The sequence below is a fragment of the Kandleria vitulina DSM 20405 genome, from assembly GCF_000702065.1.
Taxonomy (GTDB): Bacteria; Bacillota_I; Bacilli_A; order Erysipelotrichales; family Coprobacillaceae; genus Kandleria; species Kandleria vitulina.
Window position 1 is genome coordinate 53205 of sequence record NZ_JNKN01000008.1, and the last position, 18180, is coordinate 71384.

Consider the following 18180-nt stretch of genomic DNA (forward strand, 5'->3'; position numbering starts at 1 on the left):
GTGATTTATAAAACATAGAAACTAGCTATGTTCTCACTAAATTAAACCAAGTTCTTCAAACGATCTATAAATACCATCTTCAGTAACAGAAGGCGCAATAACATCAGCCATTCTCTTTAATACCTCACTGCCATTTTCCATGACAACAGAAGTACCGACTGTTTCGATCATTTCTAGATCATTGATAGAATCTCCAAAACCATATGTATCCTTGATATCCACACCCAATGTCTTACAAATACGCTTAATGCCAAGACCCTTATCAAACTTTCTGTTTACAAGATCTCCATTAAGGCAATTATGAGCGGCAACATCCTGAATCATGAATGCGAAATCACCTTCAAGATATTTCTTTGCTTCATCGAGCTGTTCACTCTTATTACACATGATAACAACTTTATAAATTGGACGGCCATCATATTCACTCATTGGCTTAATGCCCAATCCTTCAGCAAGAGCTTTACGCCATCTTTCAATTTCACTGTTACCCTCAGTCTGATCACTTAAGAAATCTCCTAAGCTTTCATCTCCAAAAGTTGCGTCTTTTGCTTCAATGGTTCTGAATACACCATTCTTGCCAAGTACATCTAAAGCGATATCACGTTGTCTATCCGACATTGGACAGTCAAAGATGACATCATCACCGACAGTTACATACCCTCCTCCAAGTGCAACTAGTCCATCAAATCCATACTTTAAAAGTGGTGCCAGCATTGCAACATTACGACCAGTGCAAAGGAAAACTTTGTTTCCTTTTGCCTTAGTCATTTCCAATGCCTTAAGAGCACTTTCTGGAGGTGTATTTGAGCCTGGCTCTGTTAATGTTCCATCAATATCAAGGAAAATTAGTTTACCACTCTTACTCATACTATTTCCCTTTCGCTTTTGTACTCTTTGATTTTGTCTTTTTTACTGTCGAAGACTTCTTAGTCTCTTTTTTTGCTGCAGTTTTCACTGCTGGCTTTGTTTCTTTCTTAACAGCAGCCTTAGTCTCTTTAACTTCAGCCTTAGCTGCTGGTTTTGTTTCTTTCTTAGCAGCTACAGTTTTAGCTGCTGCTTTAGTTTCCTTGACTTCAGTTTTCACTTCAGTCTTAGTTTCTTTCTTAGCAGCTTTAGCTTTTACTGTTTTTTTAGCAGTTGTCTTTTTTGCTGCTTTTTTAGCTGGCGCTTTTTTCTTTGGCTTAGTTAAAGCTTCAAGATCTGGCGCAGTCATTGTTTTCTTGTTTTCTTTATAAGAATGGAATAACCATACGAAACCATGTGGTGGTAACTGTACAGCTTTTGCTTCACGTTTTTCACCAGTCATTAATTCAATGAAATCTTCTGGTTCATCAATCCATGCTGTCTGCTCATTATCCGCAAAGTTGAATAATGCAATCAGCTTCTGATCATTATAATATCTACCGATACCTAAGATATGATCATTCCATGGTTCAACAATCCATGTATCTGCATTGCTGTCAAATACATCATATGAAGCTCTTAAGATCTGTAATTTCTTGATAGCCTGGAACAACTGTCCCTGTCTAGTAGAAAGATCTTCTCTCATAGCGACATGATCCCAATTCAACTTACCTCTATGAAGGTATCTTGAATCATCCCATTTTAATGGATCATCATGATAAGAATAATCATTAAGCTGACCAATTTCATCACCACTGTAAAGAACTGGAATACCACTTTGAGTAAATAGGAATGCATGAAGAGTAATATCTAAATCAATTGCCATCTTCAATTTCCATTTATTCTGTTCAAAATCAGCAGCTTCAACACCACAAAGCGATGCTGTTGTACCACACATTCTGGCATCACCTAAACGTGGATCATCATTATAAAGTTCACCACGTGCCTGAGATTCCCACAATGCACCTTTTAAATAATCATTCAAGTATTTCTTATGAGATACTTCTTCAATACCGAACTGTCCTAAGAAATCATAATCAAGTCCCCAACCGATATCATCATGACATCTTAAGTAGTTAAGGAATGTATATGACTTAGGTAAAGCAAATACAGTTTCTAGCTGATGTCTTAATAATCTAACATCCTTAGTTGCAACTGTATGCCATGTAGAAGCCATTGTTGTAACATTATAAAGCATGTGACATTCTGGCTTATCAACTGTACCAAAGTAAGGTACAACCTTTGAAGGTTCCATAACAACTTCACCTAATAACAATGTACCAGGACATACGATATCAGCAGCCATGTGCATGATTCTAACTAATGTATGTACCTGAGGTAGGTTTCGACAAGTTGTTCCTAATGTTTTCCAAATATAAGGAACAGCATCTAAACGAATGATATCTACACCGTTATTACATAAGTAAAGCATATTGGCAGTCATATCATTAAATACAGTTGGATTAGCATAATTCAAATCCCACTGATAAGGATAGAATGTAGTCATTACAACCTTACCAGCTTCATCACACCAAGAGAAGTTTCCAGGTGCTGTCTGTGGGAATACCTGAGGAACTGTCTTCTCAAATTCATTTGGAATATTCCAATTATCAAAGAAGAAGTAACGATCCTGATACTCTTTTTCACCAGCTCTTGCTCGTCTTGCCCATTCATGATCTTCTGAAGTATGATTCATAACGAAATCAAGACATAACGACATACCTTTAGCATGACATTCATCTGCAAGTGCAGCTAAGTCTTCCATAGTACCAATTTCAGGCTGAACTTTTCTAAAATCAGATACCGCATATCCACCATCACTACGTCCTTCAGGTGATTCAAGCAATGGCATTAAATGGAGATAATTAATACGGCATTCTTTTAAATAATCAAGTTTTTCCTTAAGACCTTTTAAATCTTCATTAAAACACTGAGTATACATCAACTCTCCCATCATATCGTTTCCACGATACCAATCAGGGACAGCGAGTCTTGCTTCATCCCACTCTTTAAGAAGTGGTTTTCTTTGTACGTAATAATCATGTAGCATTGTACAGAAATAATTGAAAGCTTCTTCATTATTATTGTAGATTTCTGCATAAAGCCACTTTAATTCATCATAATGCTTTTCAAGTCTTTCTTTAAATTCTGGTTCCCAATTTGGATTAATCACAAGATGTCCTCCTTAATAGTTATTGATAAACTGATCTACATCTTCAACATGAGGCATAACTCTTAATGCCCCTTTCTTAGTTGTAATCATTGAAGCTGCACCGTTTGCAAAAGTGATAATTGTTTTAATTTTTTCTTCATCAAGGTGATCAAGACCGTTTTCCAATACACCATTAAGAACACATGCACAGAAAGTATCTCCGGCACCTGTAGTTTCGATTGTTTTATCCTGAAGGAAAGCAGGGATAGTAACATCAACCTGATCCTTATAGATAGCTCTTGATCCGTCTGGACCTAATGAAAGACAAATTAACTGAATATTAGGGTAATGAGACTGTAAATATGCAATACCATCATCATAATTATCTTTTCCTGTAAACCATAAGATTTCATTATCAGAAATCTTTAATACATGGCAATGTTTCATACCATAATCAAAAGCTTCTTTTGCATCATCTAATGAATCCCATAGTGGTTCTCTTAAGTTAGGATCAAAAGAAATGATCAAATCATTCCTTTCAGCAACTTCGATTGCTTTCTTAGTTGCACTCTTAACTGGTTCATCAGTTAATGACAAAGTTCCAAAATGGAACAAACGTGAGCCTGCAATTAAATCTTCATCTACTTCTTCAGCTTTAAGATTAATATCAGCTCCTGGTTTTCTATAGAATGAGAAATCACGATCCCCATTCTCTAATTTATGTACAAGTGCCAATGTTGTATGTACATCTTCATCAAAACAAAGACCACGTGTACTGATTCCTTGTTCTTCGATAGCCTGTGCTAGCTGTTCACCAAAGCCATCTTTACCAACCTTCCCAATGAAGGCAACCTTTTTCCCAAAACGAGTCAACATTGATAATACGTTACATGGAGCTCCTCCTGGATTAGCTTCGAACATCGGATTCCCCTGTTCCGAAATTCCTCCTTGCGTGAAGTCAATGAGCAGCTCTCCCAATGCTACTACATCAAATTCTTTTAAATCACTCATTTTTATACCCCTTTCATGTTGTTTCATTATCATCACTATACAATAATTTTTTTTATGATGAAAGCGTTTCACTTTTCAAATTATAAAAACATGAAAACCTTTCATTTTAACGATATTTTTTATAAAAAAATATTTTCACTTGATTTTTTTAAATCTTTTGTATAGGGAGGGATTTTTTGCACTTTTACCAGTTTGTTTGCATTAACTTACTCTTTCTTTTATAATGAGCAAAAGGTGATGAAAATGGATAGAAAACAAAAAGTAATTGAACGTATTACCCAATCTGAAAAACCACTTTCCGCAAGTGCTCTTGCTAAAGAGCTTGGCGTTTCTCGTCAGATTATCGTTGGTGATGTTGCCCTTCTTAGAGCAAGTGGCCATAAGATCATTGCGACACCTCGCGGGTATGTTATTGATCAGCCTTCACTAGGGATTTCAAAAACCATCGCAGTAAAACATGATGATAAAGATATGGAAAAAGAGCTTAATCTTATTATTGATATGGGTGGCTACATTGAAAATGTGATTGTTGAACATCCTGTCTATGGAGAAATCAAAGGAAATATGAAATTAAAATCCCGCTATGACATCCTTAAGTTTATGGAAAAAGTCAATAACTATGATGCAACCTCTCTTTCTTCCTTAACAGGTGGAGTACACCTGCATACCATCTACGCTGACTCTACAGAGATTCTTGATCGTATTGAAGAAGCTCTAAAAGAAAATGGATTCTTATTGAAATAAAAAAACGTGGCAAAAGCCACGTCTTTTTTATAGATCTAATTTTAAATCTCCATCTTCAATGAGATTGAAATGTCTCATTATTTTCGCAATTACAAAAGTTAATACTGCTGGCAAGATAAAGCTGATCATAAATAATCCTATCCAATCAAAAGTTGTTATTGGCATTTTCTTTGTAACCCATCCAGTATAGACACCAATCTGTCCAACAAAGCCGCATGTTCCCATACCTGAAGATATTGGTGCACCCTCCATCTTCAATTTAAAGAAGCATGTCGCAATTGGTCCAGTAATAGCTGATGCAATAATTGGCGGTAGCCACACAATTGGCTTTTTGACAATGTTTGGCATCTGCAGCATGGAAGTACCAATACCCTGAGCTACAAGTCCTCCAACACCATTTTCTTTAAATGACATAACCGCAAAGCCGACCATCTGTGCACAACATCCTGCTAACGCAGCACCACCGGCAAGACCAGTCAAGCTTAACGCAGCACAGATCGCTGCACTTGAAATTGGCAATGTTAAAGCAATACCAACAATCACTGATACGATAACTCCCATCGTAAATGGCTTAAGCACAGTCGCCCAGCGAATAGCTTCACCTAGCGTACTAGCACCCTTTCCAATCACCGGGGCCCACCAGATACTCAATCCTACCCCAATAAGAAGCGTAACAGCTGGTGTTACAAGAATATCGATCTTTGTTTCCTTAGAAACAAGTTTACCAAATTCTCCTGCCAGAATCGCAATTATTAGAACTGCCAATGGCCCTCCAGCACCACCTAAGCTATTTGAAGCATAACCAACAGTAATCAAGGAAAATAATACAAGCGGAGGACATTCTAGTGCCTGTCCAATGGCAACAGCCATCGCTGCTCCAGACATCATTTTTGCGAATGTTCCAATATCTACCAATAACTTAATGTTTGCCTGACTTCCCAGTGTCTCAAGAATTGTCCCCATCAATAATGAGGCAAATAAACCCTGTGCCATGGCTCCTAAAGCATCAATACCATATCTCTTAAGAGATATCTTGACATTCTTCTTTTCTAAAAATGCTTTGATTGTGTTCATAGTAATCTCCCATTCTATACATTTGTCTTGACACATGTATAGAGAATAACATAATTCTATTTATAATAAAAGAAAAAGAAGAATCAAATTACTGATTCTCCTCTAATTTACGTATAATTTCATCTTTTGTAATGCCCACCATGTTAAGACGTTTAAATAATGTCTTCACATTTCCATAACCTAAATGGAACGCATCATATACAGCAAGACGTCTTTTCTTGTTGCCGATGATATCTAAATCAATGAACTCATCCCATGTAATAGAATCAGTAGCATCTTCAAAAGAAACCGCATTTTCAATAGCTTCTACAATAGCACCTTTTCTTGCTTCAGCAATCCCTACTTTTCTTCTGCCAATCGCATCTTTCTTTGCGACAAAGGCATGTTTAGCAACAGGTACAGCCTTTACGACCTTATCTCTGATTCTCATGCCAGGATAATCAGGATCTGTCAAGATGATAACACCTCTTGTCTTTGCAGCCTCTTTTATAAGTGAAATCACATGATCATCAATAGCTGAACCATGTGTTTCGATTGTATCTACATCAAAAAGACTTTTAAGAACCTGTGTGTCTGTCTTTCCTTCAACTACAATTACTTCTTTTATTCTTTTCATATATAATCACCAAAAGAATAATAAAAGAAAATGCTCATAAAGTAAAGAAATTATGCTTTTTTAAGTGCAATACTTCCTTTCTCAGTTCCCCATATTCCCGTTTGTACTTCAAGAATGTTCGTATTTGATTTAGCGATATTTTCATTAACATCAAAGCAGATCATACCTTTCAATGTGGTATCAGGATTTACTTTTTTAAAGATAATGCTTTTATCCCCTAAATACAATGCAGCATCACTGCTTGAATCATAGGTCTTCTTGCCATTCTTCAACTTGAAGAAATCATCCGATACAGTGACAGACTGATCAGATCGATTAGTTACTTCCACACTCAATAACAAATACACCCCTTGTGCTTTCTGATTGATATACTCACTGCCAAGCTGCTTTTTTACACTCATGTCTACAACCTTATATTCCATCTTTCCTACTTTAAGAAGTTCACCCATATGACATGTCTTCTCAACAGAAGTAGTCCCTTCACTTTTTGGTGCACTCTTCTTTTCCTTGCTAGAACCGCCAAACATTACTGAAAGTACAATAATGACAGCTAACACAATAAACCACTTTCTTTTGTAAATAGGCTTCTTTTTTTCCATAATTGCCCCTCCTTTTTTCTTATTATAAAAAGCAAAAAAGACGTTTTGGTATGCATTTAGCATACAAACGTCTTGATAACTTCTTCGATCATCATGAGCAACATTGCGGAAGTAAAAAGGATAATAAGATAGAAAAGCAGTCCAATAAAGAGCTTTTTTATTTTGCTTCCTTTCATAAAGGGAATATGAGAATGTAAATTGTTGTAATTAAAAATCATGGCGATAGTAAACATGAACATAAACAATGTCCAAAAACGTAATCCAAACTGTATTTTTCTTTGCGTATCAGTCATTGTGAAAGAACAATAAAGAATAGACAGATAGACTATTGTTCCAATAATCATATTCACTTTCTTTTTTGATCTAAAGCCAGGAAGCGGTGGAAAATCCGTTTTATTGATTGCTTCCTTCATCTCAATAACATCCTTGTAGCGCTGTGATTGAATGGTCGCTGTCGCTTTGATGACCACTTTTCTAAGTGGACCTTCCACCACCTTTACCGAAGGCAATTCACCAGTAAGCAGGACATTCAATAATACTCCTAATGAGTAGATATCACTCAATGTGGTCGTCTGATTTAATCCAAACTGTTCCGGGGAAGCATAGCCAATAGAACCTAAAACCTGCGTATCTTTTGATGCTTCGCTAAGATGTCTAGCAATATCAAAATCACCGAGGATGACTGTCTTGCCGTCATAGAATATATTTTCTGGCTTAATATCTCGATGAATAATAGGAGGTGTTACATTATGGAGAACATGAAGAATATCACACAGCTGACTCATTATCATCTTTATTTCTAAAAGAGAGAGTTCATGTGTTTTCATATAATCTGATAATAAGGGCTTATCAATATATTCTTCAATGACAATCAGCTGATCTTCTTCTACTTCAATCTCTTCAATTTTAGGAATCTGAGTATCAAGATGAGAAAGCTCACGATAGAGCTTTTCATAGGATAAAGGAAGAATACGTTCAATAAATGGTGTATGAATGATTTCTTCTCTTTCAACTTTAAAAATGCTTTTCTCTTTTGAAGTCTTAATCACTTCAAGATGACTATAGTTCTTCATAATATTCCCCTTATAATTATATATCAATTATAGATGTTGATATATTAATAGACAAGAAGTAGTCAAACTTATTAATTATTTGACTTATTCTTGTCTTTAAAAAGTTGGCGTTATAAAATTAAATTGGTGAGTACATTTGAAAACAAGTGAATTAATGAATGCGTTAGAAAACAATAATATCGATGAAATCATCGATATTATTCCTAATACAAGTTTTCCTGATTATTTTGAAGCATTACGTAAAAAATATAAATTAAAGAAATCTGATATTATCAAGAAGGCTAATATTGATCGTACTTATGGATATCAGATTATTAATGGAACACGCAACCCAGATAAAGACAAGGTCATCTGTCTTGCATTAAGCATGAAACTGACTCTAGATGAAACGAATCGCCTTTTATCATTAAGCAATAATGGCAATCTTTATGCCAAGATAAAAAGAGATGCAATCATCATTTATTGCATTATTCGCAAAGCTGGTGTTATGAAAACAAACGAAATGCTTCATACTCATAATTTTGAGATATTGGAGTGAGTGAATTGAAACGAAAAAAAGTTGGTCTTTTTATTGAGAACTCTGATCATTACAATATGGAAATGATCAGAGGTGCATTTTATGCCTGTCTAGAAATAGATCAGGATTTAGTAGTTTTTACTGGTTCTGGTACGACCAAAAGAGGGAGTTTTGAACATCTCTTAAATAAGAACTATGCCTATGAACTTGCGGATTATATGGACATGGATCGTATTCTTGTACCCGTGGGATCAATTATGATTGGTCAGAATAATATGAATAAATATCTTGGTCATTTTAAAACCCCTATTATCACTCTTAATTATGATAATGACAATTACTATTCTTTCTCCTACGCCAGTGATAGCATCAAGGATATCGCGAAATATTTGATTGCTCAAAAGAAATGCAAGAAGGTTGCTTTTATTGGTGGTCCTATCAATAAACATAGTACTTATACAAGATTGCATTCTTTCAAGGAAGCCTTAAAAGAATACAATCTTGAATATGATGAAGAATATACCTGTCATTGTTCTAACTACACTAGACATAATCACAATAGTATTAGACCTTTTTTGATATCTCATCCTGAAATAGATGGTATCATCTGTGTTACAGATAAGCTTGCTTACTGCTGTTATGATATATTAAATGAAATGAATGTCCAGATAGGAAAAGACATCCTTATCGCTTCATTTGATGATGAAGTCACTTCTGCCTATCAGACACCCCCATTAGCTAGCGTGCATGCTGATAGTGCATACCTTGCCTTCACCGCTGTATATCGCAGCAACAACCACTATGAAAAAGTAAATGAATTCATTTCTACAAAATTTATGCCTCGTGAATCCATCGGCGTTTCCAACGATGATAGAAACTACGTTCACTATTTCCTCTTTCACTCTTTCTTAAAGCATGAACCACTTGACCATATCGCACAAGGATTAGCTATTTATCTTTGTGATGATAAGGTTATCTTTAATGATCAGCTTTATAGTCACATTGTTGATCTTTTCCATAATTTATTATTATCACATGATCAATGTGATAATAATATACTCAGAAAAATAGATGAACTATTGCCTTTAGTATTGACCGAAAATTCTTCGGCTCATATTGATATTATTAAACTAAACTATATTATCGATGAAATTTATCAGTTAAAATCACAGATATTAAAGCAGAAGATTCTTCGTACACATATTCATATTTATCATCAGATTATTATGCGTTATCACTCTATCAAGTGTAATCTTTATAATACACTTACCAGTCATCTTCTTAATATCAATATTATCAATAGACTTTCAATGTTAAATAACAGTTCTTATAAGTTTCAAAATATGATAAGTGAGTGTATTTCTCTATTGAATATTAAACATGTTATGATTCTTACTTTCCCTTCTGTTGTTCATTTTGAACAAAATAAGAGTATTGAACCTCCTGATGAATTGAATATCATTCTTTACATTAAAGATGGCAAACGTCAATCTCTTTCTACTAATCATTGTCAATTAGAAGATGTATTGGATTTTTTCCCTTCTCATTATAAGAGTGTGTCTTCTCTTTCATTTAATAATGATAATTATGGACTATTAATCACTGATCATCCTTTTACTAGATTGGCTGATATTGACTATATTTCATCTCAGCTGGGTGCTTCTATATTTATTACAAATATGCTTGAACATTTGAATATGACATCCATCACTGATGAACTTACTTCCATCTATAATCGTAGAGGAATCCAGAAACAAATTAGAATTATTCTTAATAATCTTAAAGAAAATGAATATGCTTATGTAGTCTTTATAGATTTAGATAAATTAAAACAAATCAATGATCGCTATGGTCATGAAAGTGGAGATTGTGCTATTATCATGGCTTCCAAGATTTTACTTGAAGCTTTCCCAGATGATATTGTTGGACGAGTAGGTGGAGATGAATTTTTAGTTGTAATTAAACCTGATCATATGAAAATAATCAAACATATCGATGATCGTATTGAAGCAGCTACTAAAGCATTAGAAAAAGAATATCAATATCCATTTACTGTCTCTTTATCTTATGGTATCAGTATCCTTGATTATTATACTGATGAACATACTATAAAAGATGTCATCGATGCTGCTGATAATTTCATGTATGAACGTAAAAGAAAAAGACGCTCAAAGTCCTGAGCGTCTTTTTTATGCGTCTAAGTTTTTAAATGCGGTAGAAAGCATAAGCTTAATTCTGTTAAGCTGATTTGTTTCTGATGCACCTGGATCATAATCGATTGCGACGATATTTGATTTTGGATATTTCTTTCTTAATGCTTTAATGACACCCTTACCTGTTACATGGTTAGGTAAACATCCAAATGGCTGCATGCAGACAATGTTTTCTACACCTTCATCAATAAGTTCAATCATTTCTCCAGTAAGGAACCAGCCTTCACCAGTCATGTTTCCAAGGGAAACAACTTCCTTAGCTCTATCAGCGATAGATTGAATTGGTTCTGGAGCAGTAAAGCGTTTTGATGCTTTTAATGCCTTGATCATATCTCTTCTTAAGAAATCAACAAACTTGATAGCCATATTGCATAGCTGCTTTGTCTTCCAGTCTGTATCATAATGCTTATGTTTAAAGTTAGCGTTATAGAATGAGTATTGGAAGAAATCGATTAAATCAGGCATAACTGCTTCTGCACCTTCTCTTTCAATCACATCTACAACCTGATTATTGGCTGTTGGATGGAATTTCACAAGGATTTCTCCAACTAATCCTACACGTGGTTTTTTGATATTAAGCAATGGTAATTCATCAAAGTCTTTTACAATAGCATAGACGTTCTTCTTGAATTCTCTCATTGAACCATTTTTAACATTCTTCTGACATTTTTCAATCCATGAATGGTAAAGTTCATTTGCGGATCCTTTGACTTTTTCATAAGGACGTACACGGTAAAGTACTCTCATGAATAGATCACCATACATAGCTGCAATGACGACTTTCTTGCCTAGCTTATAAGTAATCTTGAATCCTGGGTTGGATTCTAATCCTGATAAGTTGGCAGAAATAACTGGAACATGTTCAAGATGCGCATCTTTTAATGCTTTTCTGATAAATGCGATATAGTTTGTAGCACGACATCCCCCACCAGTCTGAGAAATAATAAGGGCTGTCTTATTAGTATCATATTTTCCGCTTTGTAAAGCTTCCATCATCTGTCCTGCTACAAGGATACTTGGATAGCACGCATCATTGTTTACATATTTCAAACCAGCATCGGTTGCTCCTTTATCTACGGAAGGAAGGACTTCGAAGTTATACCCTTCTGAACGCATTGCGGTTTCTACAAACTGGAAATGAATTGGAGACATCTGTGGACAAAGGATTGTCCATCCATCTTCCTTCATTTCTTTAGTAAATGATGGTTTATCTAATTCATAATGTTTACTTAAATCAATTTCATCGCATCTCTTCTTCACAGTTGCTTTCAATGAACGAATACGAATTCTGATTGGACCAAGGTTTGATGTTTCATCAATCTTGATTAATGTGAAGATCTTGCCTCTAGCCTGTAATAATTCCTGTACCTGATCAGCTGTAACCGCATCTAGACCACATCCAAATGATGTAAGCTGAACAAGATCAAGATTCTTTTGTGTAGAGACAAACTCTGCTGCACGATAAAGTCTTGAATGATAAGTCCACTGATCGACAACACGATATTCGCTCTTTTCATTTGCAAGTTCACATACTGAATCTTCAGTAAGAACCGCAAATCCTTCTGATGTAATCAAGTCAGCGATACCGTGATTGATTTCTGGATCAACATGATAAGGTCTACCAGCTAAGACAATACCTGGTTTATTATGTTCTTTCATCCATGCAAGAGCTTCCTTGCCCTTTTCACGAATGTCTTCTCTAGAACGTTCTAATTCTTCATAAGCCTTATCAATAGCTCTCTTTAATTCCTTATCAGAGATATTAAATTCTTCTGCTAATTCTTCTTTCAAGATATTAAAGAGTGTCTTTGGATTATTAAGCGATACAAATGGGTTCTTATAGTTAATGTCATTCAATTGGATGTTATCGACATTATTCTTAATTGTTTCAGGATAACTTCCAACAATTGGACAATTATAATGATTACCTGCATCATTATATTCTTTTCTTTCATAAACAACCGATGGATAGAAAATAAAGTTGATATGTCTATGAATAAGATTTTCTATATGACCATGTGCTAATTTTGCAGGATAGCAGACATTTTCACTTGGAATAGATTCAATTCCCTTTTCAAATAGCGCCTTGCTTGAACGTGCTGATAAGACAACACGGAATTTAAGCTGAGTAAAGAATGTATACCAGAATGGGTAGTTTTCATACATGTTCAATACTCTAGGAATTCCGACATTCCCACGGCTTGCTTCTTTTGGAGATAAAGAACGATAGCCAAAGATACGCTTGTTCTTATACTCATATAAGTTTGGATATTTCTTAGAAGTAAGTGGTAGTCCTGCTCCACGTTCACATCTGTTTCCTGAAATAAACTGGCGGTGATCATTGAATTCAGTAACCGTCAGCATACAGTTGTTTGTACATAAGCCACAGTTTCTCATCGATGTTGTATATGTCAACTGTGATAATTCTTCTTTACTTAATAAAGTAGAAGGATCACCATCATCATTTTCAATGGCAATTCTTGCCATACCGTAAGCTCCCATCAATCCAGCGATATCTGGACGTGTGACTTCAATATTTGTTTCTTTTTCAAATGCTCTTAAGACAGCTTCATTATAGAAAGTACCACCCTGTACAACAACGTGAGTACCAATATCTTCCTTGCTTCTTAATTTAATAACCTTATATAAGGCATTCTTAATAACCGAATAAGAAAGACCAGCACTAATATCTTCAACTGAAGCCCCTTCTTTTTGAGCCTGTTTTACTTTAGAATTCATGAAGACTGTACAACGTGATCCTAGATCCATTGGATGTCTTGATTTTAAGGCTAATTCTGCAAATTCTTCAATGGTATATCCTAATGATTTAGCAAATGTTTCAAGGAATGATCCACAACCAGCTGAACATGCTTCATTTAATGAAATGTTCTGGATAATATCATCTTTAATAGTAATAGCCTTCATATCCTGACCACCAATATCAAGAATGAAATCTACTTCTGGATCATAAGCTTTAGCAGCTGTATAGTGAGCGATTGTTTCTACTTCACCATAGTCAACCTTAATCGCATTTCTAATTAATGCTTCACCATATCCAGTAACCCCAGATTTAGCAATATAGGCACCTTCTGGCAGCATATCGTAGACTTCCTGCATAATATTGATAATCAACTGTAAAGGATTTCCTTCATTGGAACTATAGAATGACCAAAGAATAGCACCTTCTTCATCAGTTAAGATGACTTTAGATGTCGTTGAACCTACATCAATACCAACATAGACTTTACCTTTATGCTTCTTAAGACTATGTTTTCTTGTAATATGCTGAAGATGTCTTTCTCTAAATAAACGTAGTTCTTCTTCATTATTGAAAAGAGGCTCGATTTCATCAGTAAGCTCACTCTTTACATTTTTAAGTACTTCTAGCTTATCAATCAAATAAGAAAGCTTTTTCGCTTCACCATCTTTTTCTTTCGCATTAAGACATGCTCCCATAGCTACGAAGAGCTGTGAGTTTTCTGGAAAGATGATTTCATCATCTTTAAGACCGATGGTTTCAATAAATCTTTGTCTTAACTGATCAAGGAAGTAAAGTGGTCCACCTAAGAATGCAACATTTCCTCTAATTGGCTTACCACAAGCCAATCCTGAGATTGTCTGATTAACAACAGCCTGGAAAATAGAGACAGCGATATCTTCTTTAGAAACACCATCATTGATAAGTGGCTGTACATCAGTTTTCGCAAAGACCCCACAACGTGATGCAATTGGATAAATTGTCTTATAGTTCTTAGCTAATTCATTAAGACCTGATGCGTCAGTCTGAAGCAATGTGGCCATCTGATCAATGAATGCACCTGTCCCACCAGCGCAGGTACCGTTCATTCTTTGTTCAAGAGCACCATCAAAATAAGTGATTTTTGCATCTTCTCCACCTAATTCAATAACAACATCGGTTCTTGGAATATATGTTTCAACTGTCTTTGTACAGGCAATAACTTCTTGAATAAAGTCCACATTTAATGATTCAGCTAATGACAGCCCACCTGATCCTGTCATTGCAACATGAACTTCAATATCACCAATTTTATCTTTAACTTCACCAAGTACACTCTGAACAGTACGTCTGACATCTGAAAAATGTCTAACATATTGGGAATAAAGACATTTATCTTCTTCGTCTGTCAAATATAACTTAACTGTTGTTGATCCAACGTCAATCCCTAAGTAATATTTCACAATTACGCCTCCTTTTTTGATATAAGCAGTTCAAATAATAATAACTGATTATATCTTCTTTATCAAATTATATGCATGTTAAGATTTAATAATTTCAATCATAGTTTCATATAAACATTTTGCTTTCTTTTGTGAAAAAGCACGTCCATTGTTCTTCCATCCGCGATATGTAGAGTAATTGATACCAGCTTTTTCACAAATAATACGCATATTAAAATAGATACATTTTTGTTGAACAATTTTCTTGTAATCTTTATCCATGACAACCTCTCTATACCACTTTTTTGTATCATAAACATGATTATGGTATAGAATTTTAACACATTTGTCAATGCAAAAAAGGGTGTATAACACCCTCTTAAATAAGATTAACGATAACATAAATGACAAAAGAAACAACCCATGCAATCACACATTGCCATAGTACAACACCGATTGCCCAGCGTGCTCCTAGCTCTCTTTTTATTGAAGCAATCGCAGCCACACATGGTGTATAAAGAAGACTAAATACAAGCAAAGAAGCTGCTGATGCAGTAGTGAGCACACTGTCAATTTTCATACCTGAAAATAACACCTGCATAGTTGAAACAACACTTTCTTTTGCCATAAAACCACTGACAAGAGAAGTGACAATACGCCAGTCTGCTAATCCCAATGGTGCAAACACTGGTACTAGCCATCCAGAAATCATCGAAAGAATGCTTTGATGGGATTCTTGTACCATATTAAAGTGAATATCAAATGATTTCATGAACCAGATCAATACGGTAGCCATAAAGATAACAGTAAATGCTCTTTGAATAAAATCTTTTGATTTCTCCCATAACAATTGAGCAACATTCTTTACACCCGGCATACGATAATTAGGAAGCTCCATCACGAAGGGAACAGCTTCACCTTTAAATAAAGTATCCTTAAATACCAACGACATAATAATAGCCATAATAATACCCAATAGATACAATCCTGCCATCACGATAGCACTGTAAGACTTAAAGAACGCACTCGCAAAAAAGGCATAGATTGGCATCTTGGCACTACAGCTCATAAACGGTGTCAATAAAATAGTCATACGACGATCACGTTCACTAGGCAACGTACGTGTTGACATAACTGCCGGTACAGTACAGCCAAAACCAATTAACATTGGTACAATACTACGTCCGGATAGCCCCATTTTTCTTAATAGCTTATCCATCACAAAAGCAACTCTGGCAATATATCCACTATCTTCAAGCAATGAGAGGAAGAAGAACAATGTCACAATGATTGGCAAGAAGCTAAGGACGCTTCCTACTCCTTCAAAGATTCCATCAATGACTAATCCATGTACAACTGGATTTACATGTGCACTTATCATCCATGCATCTACAAGGGATGATACATGAGCAACACCTTTAGCTAACAGATCCTGGAAGAATGCCCCAATAACATTGAATGTTAAATAGAAGACCATCATCATAATCAATATAAACACAGGAATAGCTGTATATTTACCAGTAAGAATACGATCAATAGATTCAGAACGTAGATGTTCCTTACTGATATGTGGTTTTACTACCGCCTTCTTACAGACTTTCATAATAAAACCAAAGCGCATATCCGCAATGCTGGCATTCTTATCAAGACCACGTTCTTTTTCCATCTGTAAGACAATATGATCAATGGTTTCTTTTTCATTATCATCAAGCTGTAAAGCTTCTTCTATAAGCTTATCCCCCTCAATCAGTTTGCTTGCGGCAAATCTCACAGGAATATGTGCACTTTTGGCATGATCTTCAATGAGGTGTCTTACTCCATGAAGACATCTATGCACTGCCCCATTGTGATCATTCTTATCACAAAAATCTACACGTTGTGGTATCTCCTGATACTTAGCTACATGAATAGCATGTTTAATTAGCTCATCCACACCTTCATTCTTAGCTGCAGAAATAGGAACCACCGGTACACCTAGTTCTGCTTCTAATGTATTGATATCAATATAACCACCATTATTTTTTACTTCATCCATCATATTCAACGCTACTACAATAGGAATATCCATTTCTAATAGTTGCATTGTCAAATAGAGATTTCTTTCTATGTTCATAGCATCAACAATATTAATAATGGCATTTGGCTTACTCATTACATAATTACGTGAAACAATCTCTTCACTTGAGTAAGGAGAAAGCGAATAGATACCAGGAAGATCTGTAATATGAGCATAGGAATACCCCCTGATAATTCCTTCCTTCTTATCCACTGTTACCCCAGGAAAGTTTCCTACATGCTGAGAGGAACCAGTAAGCTGATTGAACAGTGTTGTCTTACCGCTATTTTGATTACCGACTAAAGCAAACGTCAATCTCTCCTGATGTTCAGATGCCTTTCTTTCTTTTCTTGGCTTAAAGACATCTTCTTCTCCTAAACCAGGATGTTTCTTCTCTTTAATAGAAACCTTCTTTTCTTCTTTAATACTATCAATAGGTACAACTTCAATCTTAGCTGCATCTTCTAATCTTAATGTTAACTCATACCCATGAACTCGAAGTTCCACAGGATCTCCCATTGGTGCATACTTGATTACGCTAATATCCACGCCAGGAATAAGACCCATATCAAGAATATGCTGTCGAAGAGCACCTTCTCCACCAACAGAAGTGATTCTTCCACTTTGTCCAATATTTAAATCTTTAATAGTTTTCATACATTCCCTCACATACATTTACACCCTAAAGATAGTACACCCTAACCTGTTTGTCAATGTGAACTACCACCCACCTAAAGGTAGGTGGCTTCTAAGAACCTGACGGTTCTATTTAAGAAGTTTGATATTTAAGTTTCCACCCGACAAGTCAGGCAATCCTTATTCTTACAGGCGTGTCCACTTCGCCTCTACCGTATAGGATGTTAACATCCACAACGCTACTTTTACGCATGATGTTCAATGCGCCATTAACATCCGCATTGATTATTTTCCCGCTTGCGGTTTTATATTGCCCTCTGTGTATTCTTTTGCCGCTAAACTGATATTCTCTTGGATTATCAGCACTGTAAACAGGAATGTCATCTCTATCCCAGAATGATGATTTT

The 18180-nt window shown here is 35.4% G+C and carries 14 protein-coding genes; 3 read left to right on the plus strand and 11 right to left on the minus strand.

Features of this window, described 5'->3' with window-relative positions; all coding sequences use genetic code 11:
* Positions 1–36: 36 nt before the first annotated feature.
* The 3 genes from T513_RS0103890 to T513_RS0103900 are packed head-to-tail and all read right to left on the minus strand — an operon-like array spanning position 37 to position 4066.
* Complete coding sequence (locus tag T513_RS0103890; RefSeq protein ID WP_031589009.1) at positions 37–867, minus strand: HAD hydrolase family protein; 831 nt, start codon at positions 865–867, stop codon at positions 37–39.
* Between the two features lies 1 nt (position 868).
* Entirely contained in the window at positions 869–3076 is a 2208-nt protein-coding gene (locus T513_RS0103895) for an amylosucrase (RefSeq protein ID WP_236700958.1), read from the minus strand.
* Positions 3077–3088: 12 nt separating this feature from the next.
* Positions 3089–4066 carry a carbohydrate kinase family protein gene (locus T513_RS0103900; protein WP_031589011.1) on the minus strand — a complete coding sequence of 326 codons (978 nt, stop codon included), beginning with the start codon at positions 4064–4066 and terminating at the stop codon, positions 3089–3091.
* A gap of 243 nt (positions 4067–4309) precedes the next feature.
* On the opposite strand from T513_RS0103900, the gene T513_RS0103905 reads away from it, so the two are divergent.
* Positions 4310–4810, plus strand: coding sequence for a transcription repressor NadR (locus T513_RS0103905; protein WP_330014156.1), 501 nt, complete (start codon positions 4310–4312; stop codon positions 4808–4810).
* Between the two features lie 27 nt (positions 4811–4837).
* Here the strand turns inward: T513_RS0103905 and T513_RS0103910 are convergent, their stop codons facing one another.
* From T513_RS0103910 to T513_RS0103925, 4 genes are all read right to left on the minus strand, one after another.
* On the minus strand, positions 4838–5884 hold the full coding sequence (locus T513_RS0103910; RefSeq protein ID WP_031589014.1) for a PTS sugar transporter subunit IIC: 1047 nt from the start codon (positions 5882–5884) through the stop codon (positions 4838–4840).
* Between the two features lie 88 nt (positions 5885–5972).
* Positions 5973–6500 (minus strand): ribonuclease M5, encoded by a 528-nt coding sequence (rnmV, locus tag T513_RS0103915; RefSeq protein WP_029071599.1) that lies wholly within the window; start codon positions 6498–6500, stop codon positions 5973–5975.
* A gap of 50 nt (positions 6501–6550) precedes the next feature.
* A complete protein-coding gene (locus tag T513_RS0103920; RefSeq protein WP_031589016.1) occupies positions 6551–7099 on the minus strand; it encodes a DUF4352 domain-containing protein in 549 nt (182 codons plus the stop codon).
* Positions 7100–7155: 56 nt separating this feature from the next.
* Positions 7156–8172 (minus strand): protein kinase domain-containing protein, encoded by a 1017-nt coding sequence (locus T513_RS0103925; protein WP_051654376.1) that lies wholly within the window; start codon positions 8170–8172, stop codon positions 7156–7158.
* A gap of 136 nt (positions 8173–8308) precedes the next feature.
* Here T513_RS0103925 and T513_RS0103930 point away from each other — a divergent pair, with 136 nt between their 5' ends.
* Complete coding sequence (locus T513_RS0103930) at positions 8309–8710, plus strand: helix-turn-helix domain-containing protein (RefSeq protein ID WP_051654377.1); 402 nt, start codon at positions 8309–8311, stop codon at positions 8708–8710.
* A gap of 5 nt (positions 8711–8715) precedes the next feature.
* Positions 8716–10869, plus strand: coding sequence for a diguanylate cyclase domain-containing protein (locus T513_RS0103935; protein ID WP_155266065.1), 2154 nt, complete (start codon positions 8716–8718; stop codon positions 10867–10869).
* Positions 10870–10878: 9 nt separating this feature from the next.
* On the opposite strand, the gene T513_RS0103940 is transcribed toward T513_RS0103935, so the two are convergent.
* The 4 genes from T513_RS0103940 to T513_RS0103955 form a co-directional block, all read right to left on the minus strand.
* Positions 10879–15102, minus strand: coding sequence for a 2-hydroxyacyl-CoA dehydratase (locus T513_RS0103940; RefSeq protein WP_029072659.1), 4224 nt, complete (start codon positions 15100–15102; stop codon positions 10879–10881).
* A 78-nt stretch (positions 15103–15180) separates the two neighbouring features.
* Positions 15181–15363 carry a hypothetical protein gene (locus tag T513_RS0103945; RefSeq protein ID WP_029071604.1) on the minus strand — a complete coding sequence of 61 codons (183 nt, stop codon included), beginning with the start codon at positions 15361–15363 and terminating at the stop codon, positions 15181–15183.
* Between the two features lie 97 nt (positions 15364–15460).
* The gene (gene feoB, locus T513_RS0103950) at positions 15461–17794 is read right to left on the minus strand and encodes a ferrous iron transport protein B (protein WP_031589021.1); all 2334 of its coding nucleotides are present in this window, start codon (positions 17792–17794) and stop codon (positions 15461–15463) included.
* A gap of 148 nt (positions 17795–17942) precedes the next feature.
* Positions 17943–18180, minus strand: a 238-nt coding sequence (locus T513_RS0103955; RefSeq protein WP_080703101.1) for a transposase, incomplete at its 5' end; no start/stop codon positions are given.